Below are 10240 nucleotides of genomic sequence, written 5' to 3'. Positions count from 1 at the left end.
GTATTCCGCAGTTCCCCAGGGGGTGACGTTTCAGTGGCCAGCGCGAACGAAGCAAAGCTTCTCGAAAATCTGAAGTGGATGACCACGGAGCTGCGGCATGCCCGCCGCCGCCTCCAAGAGGTCGAGTCGGACGCCCAGGAACCCATCGCCATCGTCGCGATGAGCTGCCGGTTCCCGAACGGTGTGCGCTCTCCCGAGGAATTGTGGAAACTGGTCGACGAGGGCGGTGACGCCATTACCGCATTCCCCGCCGACCGAGGCTGGGACATCGCGTCGCTCGCCGACCCCGACCCCGACCGCAAGGGCACCTTCTACAACACCGGCGGCGGATTCCTCGACGGCGCCACCGAATTCGACCCCGGGTTCTTCGGGATCTCGCCGCGCGAGGCGCTGGCGATGGACCCGCAGCAGCGCCTCCTCCTGGAGACCTCCTGGGAGGTGTTCGAGCGCGCGGGCATCGCCCCGTCGGCGATACGCGGCAGCCGCACCGGCGTCTACGTCGGCGCGGGCGCCATGGGATACGCCGCCGATCTCAAGGAGGCCCCGGAAGGACTCGAAGGGCTCCTGCTGACGGGCGGCGCCACCAGCGTCCTGTCCGGCCGGATCAGTTACGTCTTCGGCCTGGAGGGCCCCGCGGCCACCGTCGACACCGCCTGCTCCTCCTCCCTCGTCGCCCTGCACCTCGCCACCCAGGCGCTGCGCCAGCGTGAGTGCTCGCTCGCTCTCGTCGGCGGCGTCTGCGTGATGCCCACCCCTGATGTCTTCGTCGAGTTCAGCCGCCAGCGCGGCCTGTCGCCCGACGGCCGCTGCAAGTCCTTCGCCGCCTCCGCCGACGGCACCGGCTGGTCCGAGGGTGTCGGCGTCCTGCTGGTCGAGCGCCTCTCCGACGCCCGTCGCAACGGTCACCAAGTCCTCGCGGTCGTCCGCGGCTCCGCCGTCAACCAGGACGGCGCCAGCAACGGCCTCACCGCCCCCAACGGCCCCGCCCAGCAGCGCGTCATCCGCCAGGCCCTGGAGAACGCCCGGCTCTCGGTCGCCGAGATCGACGCGGTCGAGGCGCACGGCACCGGCACCACCCTCGGCGACCCCATCGAGGCCCAGGCCCTGCTCGCCACGTACGGACAGGACCGCCCCGAAGGCCGCCCCCTGCGCCTCGGTTCGCTGAAGTCCAACCTCGGCCACACGCAGGCCGCCGCCGGTGTCGCGGGCATCATCAAGATGGTCATGGCCATGCGCCACGGCGTGCTGCCCAAGACCCTCCACGTCGACGAGCCGACGCCCGACGTCGACTGGTCGGCCGGCGACGTCGCCCTGCTCACCGAGCCGATGCCGTGGCCGCAGACCGGCGCACCGCGCCGCGCGGCCGTCTCCGCGTTCGGCGTGAGCGGCACCAACGCCCACACCATCATCGAGCAGGCACCCGCCCCCGAGGCCGACGAGCCCACCGAGGAAGCCGCAGCCCCCACCGTCGCTCCGGCAGTCCTGCCGTGGACGCTCTCCGCCAGGAGCGCCGACGCCCTGCGCGCCCAGGCCGCCCGGCTGCTCACGCACCTGGAGACGCACCCGGAGTACTCCCCGGCGGACATCGGCTACTCCCTCGCCACCACCCGGGCCGCTCTGGAGCACCGCGCCGTGCTGCTCGGCGGCGTCGGGGACGACTTCGGTACGCGCCTGACCGCACTCGCCGAGGGCGGCGAGGCCGCCGGCCTGGTCACGGGCACGGCCGCCGAGGGCAAGACGGCGTTCCTGTTCACGGGTCAGGGGAGTCAGCGGCTGGGGATGGGGCGTGAGCTGTATGACGCGTATCCCGTTTTCGCGGAGGCGTTGGACGCGGTCGCTGCTCACCTCGAAGTCCCGCTGAAGGATGTGCTGTTCGGCGACGACGGTGATCTTCTTGACCGTACGGAGTTCACGCAGCCTGCTCTGTTCGCGGTTGAGGTGGCGTTGTTCCGTCTGGTGGAGTCGTGGGGTCTGAAGCCCGACTTCCTGGCGGGTCACTCCATCGGCGAGATTGCCGCCGCGCATGTGGCCGGGGTGTTCTCGCTGGAGGATGCGTGCGCGCTGGTTTCCGCGCGGGGCCGTCTGATGCAGGCGCTGCCCGCCGGTGGCGTGATGATCGCCGTGCAGGCGTCGGAGGACGAGGTGCTTCCGCACCTCACCGACGGTGTGTCCATCGCCGCCATCAATGGCCCGCAGTCAGTCGTCATCGCCGGTGACGAGGACGCGGCGCTTAAGGTCCTCGCGCACTTCGCGGACCGCAAGTCCAAGCAGCTGACGGTCAGTCACGCGTTCCACTCCCCGCACATGGACGGCATGTTGGACGCCTTCCGCGAGGTAGTCGCGCGGCTGTCGTACGAGTCCCCGAGCATCCCGGTCGTCTCCAACCTGACCGGTGCCCTGGTCTCCGACGAGATGGCGTCACCCGACTTCTGGGTGCGCCACGTCCGTGAGGCCGTACGTTTCCTCGACGGCATCCGAACCCTCGAAGCCGCCGACGTCACCACCTACCTCGAACTCGGCCCCGACGGAGTCCTCTCCGCCATGGCTCAGGAGTGCGTGACCGGCGAGAACACCGTCTTCGTGTCCGCCCTGCGTTCCGGCCGCCCCGAAGCCGAGACGCTGACGTCGGCCGTGGCCCACGCCCATGTCCGGGGCGTGCCCTTGGACTGGGAGGCGTACTTCGGCGGCACCGGTGCCCGGCGCGTCGAGCTGCCCACGTACGCCTTCCAGCGCGAGCGCTACTGGCTGGAGCCCGGCGCGGCCGGTGCCGGTGACGTGAGCGGGGCGGGGCTCGACCCGGCCGCGCATCCGCTGCTCGGCGCGGCCGTCACGCTGGCCGATTCCGACACCGTGCTGTTCACCGGCAGGCTCTCGCTGCGGGACCAGCCGTGGCTGGCCGGTCACACCGTGGCAGGTACGGCCGTACTGCCCGGAGCCGCCTTCGTCGAACTGGCCGTACGCGCCGGGGACCAGGCCGGCTGCGCGCACCTCGAAGCGCTGACGCTCGACGCCCCCCTGGCCCTGCCCGCCGAAGGCGCCGTACGACTCCAACTGCTCGTCGAAGGACCCGACGCCACCGGTCGACGCCCCTTCACGGTCTCCTCCCGGACGGAGGCCGCGCCGACGGACGCACCCTGGGCCCGTCACGCACACGGCGTCCTCGCGCCCGCCGCGCCCGCGGCGTCGTTCGAGCCGGTGCAGTGGCCGCCCGCCTCGGCCGAGGCCGTGGACATCACCGAGCTGTACGCACAGGCCGCGGCGGCACCCGAGCGCGGCGCGCCGTTCCGGGCCGTGCAGGCGGTCTGGCGGCGCGACGGCGAACTGTTCGCCGAGGTGCGCCTGCCCGAAGGAAGCCCGCAGGCCGAGGAGTTCGGGCTGCACCCGGTACTGCTCGACGCCGCGGCCCACGCCGCCGCACTCGCCGGACCTGACACCGGTTCGGGTGCCGGGCTCGGCTCCTGGTCGGACGTGACCCTGTACGCGGTGGGCGCCGGTGCCCTGCGGATACGGGCGTTCCCCGGTGCCGACGGATCCCTCGCGCTCGAACTCGCCGACGACCTCGGCGAGCCCGTGGCCACCGTCGGCGCGCTGACCCCGCGCCCCTTCGGGACGGGCGGGCCCGAGGCGGTACAGGACGGTCAGGCCGTCCAGCACGACTCGTTGTTCCAGCTCGACTGGGTGCCGCTGCCGACCGGCGACGGCACGGCCGCGTCCACCGACGCCTGGGCGGTCCTCGGATCCACGGAATCCGGCCCGGCGGCGCGATACGCCGACCTGGCCGCGCTGGGTGCGGCCGTCGAGGCGGGCGCGCCCGTCCCCGCCCACGTCTTCGCGCCCTTCACGGAACACGGCGCCGGGAACACACCGGAGGCCCTGCGCGAGGCCGCACACCGGGCGCTCGCCCTGGTGACGGCCTGGCTGGCCGACGAGCGGTTCGCGGACGCGAAGCTGGTCGTCGTGACCCGGGGCGCGGTCGCCGCGCCCGGCGAGGACGTCGACGACCTGACGCATGCCGCGGTGTGGGGCCTGGTGCGCTCGGCGGAGACCGAGAACCCCGGACGATTCGTCCTCGCGGACCTGGACGCCCCCGTCGCGGACGTCCTTGAGGGGCCGCTGGCAGCCGCCCTCGCCACCGGCGAACCCGAGCTGCTGCTGCGCGCCGCTGCCGTACGCGTGCCCCGGCTGACCCGCAGCCGCCCCGCCGCCCCCGCGGCCGTGACCCCCACCACCGCGCTCGACCCGAACGGCACCGTCCTCGTCACCGGAGGATCCGGCACCCTCGCCGGCATCGTCGCCCGGCACCTGGTCACCGTCCACGGCGTCCGCCACCTGCTGCTCCTGAGCCGCCGGGGCGGCGGCGCCCCGGGCGCCGCCGAACGCGGCGCCGAACTCGCCGAGTTGGGCGCCGAGGTCACCTGGGCCGCCTGCGACGCGGCGGACCGGGACGCCCTGGCCGCCGTCCTCGCCGCCGTTCCCGCCGAGCACCCGCTGACCGCGGTCGTCCACACGGCGGGCGTCCTCGACGACGGCATGATCGCCTCCCTCACCCCGGACCGCCTCGACGCCGTCCTGCGGCCGAAGGCCGACGCGGCCCTGCACCTGCACGAACTGACCCGAGAGCTGCCCCTGAGCGCCTTCGTGCTTTTCTCCGCGATCGCGGGCACCCTCGGCAGCGCGGGCCAGGGCAACTACGCCGCCGCCAACGTCACTCTGGACGCCCTCGCCCAGCACCGCCACGCCCGGGACCTGCCCGCCACCTCCCTCGCCTGGGGACTGTGGGCCGACGCCAGCGGCATGACCGGCGGACTCGACGCGGCCCAGCTGCGCCGCATGGAACAGCACGGCATGGGCGCCCTGTCGGCCGCCGAGGGCATGGCCCTGCTCGACACGGCCCTCGCCGCCGGCCGGCCCCTCCTCGTCCCGGCCCGCCTCGACCTCGCCGGGCTGCGCACCGCCGCGGGCCCCGGCCCGGTCGCCCCCGTCTTCCGGGCGCTCCTCGGAACGGGCGGCCGGCGGACCGCGCACACCCGCACGGACGGCGGCACCCCGCTGGCCGAGCGGCTGCACCGCCTCGCCGCCCCCGAGCAGGACCGGGCGCTCCTCGACCTCGTACGCACCCAGGTCGCGTCCGTACTCGGCCACGCCTCGGCCGAACGCGTCGATCCCGAGCGGGCGTTCAAGGATCTCGGATTCGACTCGCTGACCGCCGTCGAACTGCGCAACCGCCTCGGCGCCGTCACCGGTCTGCGGCTGGCGACGTCCCTGGTCTTCGATCACCCCTCGCCCGCCGCGCTCGTACGGCACCTGCGCGCCGAACTCCTCGGCGACCCACGGGAAACGGCCGAGGACGCGCACGCCGCGCCCGCGGGCGTCGTCCCGGCCGACGACCCGATCGCGATTGTGGCCATGAGCTGCCGCTACCCCGGCGGTGTCCGCACCCCCGAGGAGCTGTGGCGGCTCGTCGCGAACGGCGGCGACGCGATCTCCGGCCTGCCCGGCAACCGGGGCTGGGACACCGACGAGCTGTACGGCGACGGCGACGGTGACGGCCCGGCCTTCGAGGGCGGCTTCCTCTACGACGCCGACGCCTTCGACGCCGACTTCTTCGGGATCTCGCCCCGCGAGGCCCTGGCGATGGACCCGCAGCAGCGACTGCTGCTCGAAACCTCCTGGGAGGTGATCGAGCGCGCGGGCATCGCCCCGTCCGCCCTGCGCGGCAGCCGGGCCGGGGTGTTCGTCGGCGCCTCCTACAGCGGCTACGACGCCCAGCTGGAGCAGGCCGGCGCGGACGGTGTCCTCGGCCATGTGATGACCGGCAACGCGGGCAGCGTCCTCTCCGGCCGGGTCTCCTACGCGCTGGGCCTGGAGGGTCCGGCGGTCACGGTCGACACGGCCTGCTCATCCTCGCTGGTCGCGTTGCACTGGGCGATCCAGGCGCTGCGCAACGGTGAGTGCTCGATGGCGCTCGCAGGCGGCGTGACCGTGATGTCGACCCCGGGCACCTTCAGCGAGTTCAGCCACCAGGGCGGTCTCTCACCCGACGGACGCTGCAAGGCGTTCGCCGCTGCGGCGGACGGTACGGGTTGGGGTGAGGGTGTCGGCATGCTGCTCGTCGAGCGGCTGTCGGACGCGCGGAAGAACGGTCACCCGGTGCTGGCGGTGGTCTGTGGTTCGGCGATCAACCAGGATGGTGCGAGCAACGGTCTGACGGCTCCGAATGGTCCGTCGCAGCAGCGGGTGATCCGTGCGGCTCTGGCGAGTGCGGGTCTGTCGGCTGCGGACGTGGATGTGGTGGAGGCGCACGGTACGGGTACGAAGCTGGGTGACCCGATCGAGGCGCAGGCGCTGTTGGCCACGTACGGTCAGGACCGGCCTTCTGACCAGCCGCTGCTGCTCGGCTCGATCAAGTCGAACATCGGTCACACGCAGGCCGCCGCGGGCGTGGCGGGCATCATCAAGATGGTCCTCGCGATGCGGCACGGGGTGCTCCCGCAGACCCTGCACGTCGACGCGCCGTCGCCCCACGTCGACTGGTCGGTCGGCGAGGTGGCCCTCCTGACGGAGGCGGCGCCGTGGCCGGTCACCGAGCGGCCGTGGCGAGCGGGTGTGTCGTCCTTCGGCATCAGCGGTACCAACGCCCACACGATCATCGAGCAGGCCCCCGAGGCGGTGGAGACGGCTCCGGCCGACGACACGGCGCCCGGCGCCCTCCCGTACGTCCTCTCGGCGAAGACCCCCGAGGCTCTTCGCGCCCAGGCCGGGCAGCTCCTGTCCGTGCTCGAAGCCGAGGACGGCCCCCGGCCGGTCGACCTCGCGTACTCGTTGGCGACCGGTCGTACGGGTCTCGGCCACCGCGCCGCGATCGTCGCCGACGGGCACGAGGGAGACGGCGACTTCGAGGGCCTGAAGCGTGCCCTCGCGGCACTGGCGGCCGGTGCGGAGGCACCGGGCCTGACACAGGGGACGGTGGCCAACGGCGGTCTGGCGTTCCTGTTCACGGGTCAGGGGAGTCAGCGGCTGGGGATGGGGCGTGAGCTGTATGACGCGTATCCCGTTTTCGCGGAGGCGTTGGACGCGGTGTGTTCGCGCCTGGAACTGCCGCTGAAGGATGTGCTGTTCGGTTCGGATGCTGAGGCGCTGGATCGTACGGAGTTCACTCAGCCTGCGTTGTTCGCGGTCGAGGTGGCGTTGTTCCGTCTGGTGGAGTCGTGGGGTGTGAAGCCGGACTTCCTGGCGGGGCATTCCATTGGTGAGATCGCTGCGGCGCATGTGGCCGGGGTGTTCTCGCTGGAGGATGCCTGTGAACTGGTCGCTGCTCGTGGCAGGTTGATGCAGGCGCTGCCCGCCGGTGGTGTGATGATTGCGGTGCAGGCGTCGGAGGACGAGGTGCTGCCGCATCTCACCGATGGTGTGTCCATCGCCGCCATCAATGGTCCGCAGTCGGTGGTCATCGCCGGTGACGAGGACGCCGCGCAGGAGATCGTGGCGCACTTCGCGGACCGCAAGTCCAAGCAGCTGACGGTCAGTCACGCCTTCCACTCACCGCACATGGACGGTATGCTCGCCGACTTCCGCAAGGTTGCCGAGGGGCTGTCGTACGAGTCCCCGCGTATCCCGGTCGTCTCCAACCTGACCGGCGCTCTGGTCTCCGACGAGATGTCGTCCCCCGACTTCTGGGTACGCCACGTCCGCGAGGCCGTTCGCTTCCTCGACGGCATCCGATCCCTCGAAGCCGCCGGTGTGACCACCTACCTCGAACTCGGCCCCGACGGAGTCCTCTCCGCCATGGCGCAGGAATGCGTCACCGAGGACGCGACCTTCGTACCGGTACTCCGTAAGAACCGCCCCGAGGCCGAGACGGTGACCACCGCGCTCGCCCAGGCCCACACGCACGGCGTCACGGTCGACTGGCAGGCGTACTTCACCGGTACCGGCGCCCGCCGCGTCGATCTGCCGACGTACGCCTTCCAGCGCCAGCGCTACTGGCCCGAGGCCTCCGCCGCCCCGCGCACCGCCGGGGCCGAGCTCGGCGGCAGTGAGGTGGACGCCCGGTTCTGGGACGCGGTCGAGCGCGAGGATCTCGCGTCGCTGGACGGCGGGCCGGAGCTGGACGGTGATCAGCCGCTCAGCGCCGTGCTGCCCGCCCTGTCGCTGTGGCGGCACAACCAGCGGTCGCGGTCGCAGGCGGACGCCCGGCGCTACCGGATCGTCTGGCAGCCGTGGACCGGGGCCGACCGGGGTACGCCGCTGGGTACCTGGCTGGTGGCCCTGCCGGCGCCGTACGCGGACGACCCCTGGGTCCGTACGCTGACCGCACGTCTGGAGGCGGGCGGCGCCCGGCTCGTACCGCTCGTCCTCGACACCGCCGACAGCGATCCGGCGGCGCTGGGCGCACGCCTGGCCGAGCACGTGGACGAGGCGACGCGCGCGTCGACGGCCGGCGTCCTGTCGCTGCTGGCGCTGGACGAACGCGCGCACCCCGAGCACCCCGGCGTCCCCGTCGGCCTCGCCCTCGGCTCGACCCTGACCTCCGTGCTCGCCGAGGCGGGCAGGGGTATCGAGGCACCGCTGTGGTGTGTCACCCGTGACGCCGTCGCAGCCGTCGCGTCCGACGAACTGGACGGGGCCGCGCAGGCACAGACCTGGGGCCTGGGCCGGACGTTCGCGCTGGAGCACCCCGATCGCTGGGGCGGACTCGTCGACCTGCCCGGCTCCGCCGACGAGCGGGCCGTGGACCGGCTGCTCGCCGTGCTCGCCGGAAGCGGCGACGAGGACCAGCTGGCGATCCGTGCCTCGGGCACGCTCGTACGGCGCCTGGTGCGCGTCGCGCCTCAGGGGGCACGTACCGCGGCCTGGACCCCGCGCGGCACCGTACTCGTCACCGGCGGCACGGGCGCGCTCGGCGGGCATGTCGCCCGCTGGCTCGCCACGCACGGCGCGGAGCAGGTGGTCCTGGTCAGCCGACGCGGGCCGGACGCGCCCGGCGCGGCCGAGACCGAGGCGGAGCTGTCCGCGCTGGGCACCACCGTGACCTTCGCGGCCTGCGACGTCGCCGACCGGACCGCGCTTGAGGCACTTGTCGCGCGGCTGGCCGCCGACGGCACCCCGGTACGCGCCGTGGTGCACGCGGCCGGCGTTTCGCAGCCGCCCGGCACCGGCACGGACCTGCCCGGATTCGCCCACGTCGTGGCCGCGAAGACCGCCGGGGCCGTCCACCTCGACGCGCTGTTCGACGCGCCCGACTCCCTCGACGCGTTCGTCCTCTTCTCCTCCATCGCCGGTGTCTGGGGCAGTGGCGGCCAGGGCGCCTACGCAGCGGCCAACGCCTTCCTCGACACCCTCGCCGAACGGCGCAGGGCCCGCGGCCTCACCGCCACGGCCCTCGCCTGGGGCCCCTGGGCGGACGGCGGGATGGCGACCGAAGGCGACGCGGAGGAGCAACTGCGCCGCCGCGGGCTGCCGCCCATGGACCCGGCGACGAACCTGCTGGCCCTCGGGCACGCGGTGGCGGGGAAGGACGCGGCACTGACCGTCGCCGACGTCGACTGGGCCCGGTTCGCGCCCGTGTTCGCCGCCGCCCGGCCCCGTCCGCTCATCGGTGACCTGCCGGAGGTGCGGGACGCCCTGCGCGGCGACGCGCCCGCCGCCCAGGGACCGGCCGCCGACGGCTCCCCGGCCGCACTCCAGCGGCTCAACGAGCTGACCGGCGACGACCGCCAGGCGGCCCTGCTCGACCTCGTGCGCGAACACGCGGCAGCCGCCCTCGGCCACACCTCGGCCGACGCGGTCGCCGCCGACCGGGCCTTCAAGGACCTCGGCTTCGACTCGCTGACCGCGGTCGAGCTGCGCAACCGCCTGGGTGCGGCGTGCGGCCTGCGACTCGCCTCCAGCCTGGTCTTCGACTATCCCAACCCGACCGCCCTGGCCCGGCACTTGGCGCAGATCCTCTTCCCCGCGGGCACCGGAGCCCCCACCGCCCCCGGTGTGGACACCGACCCCCAGGACGCCGAGCTGCGCCGCACGCTCGCGACCATCCCGCTGGGCCGGATCCGCGAGGCCGGGCTGCTGGACACCCTGCTCCGGCTCGCCGGTCCCGATTCCCCCACACCCCCCACAGGTCCCGCCGACGAAGGGGAGTCCATCGACACGATGGACCTCCAGGACCTTCTCGACCTGGCGCTCGACGGCGCCGACAGCAACGACCTCGACGACAGCAACCGTTCCTGACGTGCCCGAAGTG

Annotated in this window: 1 protein-coding gene; it reads left to right on the top strand. The window is 73.3% G+C overall.

The window, feature by feature from the left end; genetic code table 11:
• Positions 1-33 precede the first annotated feature (33 nt).
• Entirely contained in the window at positions 34-10227 is a 10194-nt protein-coding gene (locus BG418_RS20340; protein WP_188275360.1) for a type I polyketide synthase, read from the top strand.
• Positions 10228-10240: the final 13 nt, after the last annotated feature.

This window comes from Streptomyces sp. CBMA152 (genome assembly GCF_014596475.1).
In the GTDB taxonomy this organism is placed as follows: Bacteria; Actinomycetota; Actinomycetes; order Streptomycetales; family Streptomycetaceae; genus Streptomyces.
The sequence above is the reverse complement of the archived record's forward strand: the minus strand, read 5'-3'. Positions and strand labels throughout refer to the sequence as shown.